This is a genomic window from Eubacterium sp. 1001713B170207_170306_E7 (assembly GCF_015547515.1).
GTDB lineage: Bacteria > Bacillota > Clostridia > Eubacteriales > Eubacteriaceae > Eubacterium.
In genome coordinates, this window is sequence record NZ_JADMVE010000009.1 from 1 (window position 1) to 830 (window position 830).

Here is an 830-nt window from a genome sequence, read left to right on the forward strand (position 1 = left end):
GCTGATCGTCGGCCGGGGTGTAGGTAAAGGCGGCCTGACCATTTTTAAGGGCTTTGGTTTCGCCGTTCAATGACACGTTGCCGGTCACGGTTTCGCTGCGGATGCCTGCCACGGCCACGTCAAGGGTGACGGGCTGGCCGACGAGGATGTCCTGTCCGGCGGCCGGGGTGATGGTGACCACTGGGGTGGCGGCTTCGATGCTGAGGGTGGCGGTCAGGGTCCTGTCGACATAGCCTTGGCCGCTGATGGTGGCGGTGACCAGATAGCTGCCCGCGTCGGTGGCGCTTTCGGGCGCGTAGGTCACGGTGGTGCCCTGGGGCAGGGTACCGGCCACGGTCAGGCGCTGGGGCTGGCCGTTATAGGTAACGGTTTTATTCTCAAAGGTAAGATCGGTGTAGCTGCCCATCGCGATGGTGAATTCGGCGGTGGCGGTGACAGCCTTGTAATTGGCGGTCTCGCCAAAGATGGCGCGCACGGTATAAGCACCGGGCAGGGTGGGCTTGTCACTGGTGTAGGTGGTGTCGGCCGCGTCCTTGACTTTATATTCAAAAACGGGTTCCACGCCGATATTGGTAGCGCTTTCTGCCACAGGGTCTGCTGGTGTCTGGCCGTAGGCCCAGCCGTCCAGGGTGACGCTGGCTGTGCCGTTCGCTTTGCCCACGGTCAGCGTGGTGCTTTCCTGTGTGCCGTTCAGACTGCTGCTGCCGCTGTAGACCGCCGTGAGGGTAGCCGTGCCTGCATTTGGGTAGTTTACGTTGTTTTTGTCAATGGCAGCCTGGGCTGGCTGCCCCTCGGTCACGGTTATCTCGGCCAGCTTTTTGCCTTCTGAC

Annotated in this window: 1 protein-coding gene; it reads right to left on the reverse strand. The window is 61.8% G+C overall.

Annotation, left to right across the window (positions count from 1 at the left end; all coding sequences use genetic code 11):
- Nucleotides 1-830, reverse strand: an 830-nt coding sequence (locus I2B62_RS17860) for a hypothetical protein (RefSeq protein ID WP_207736065.1), incomplete at both ends; no start/stop codon positions are given.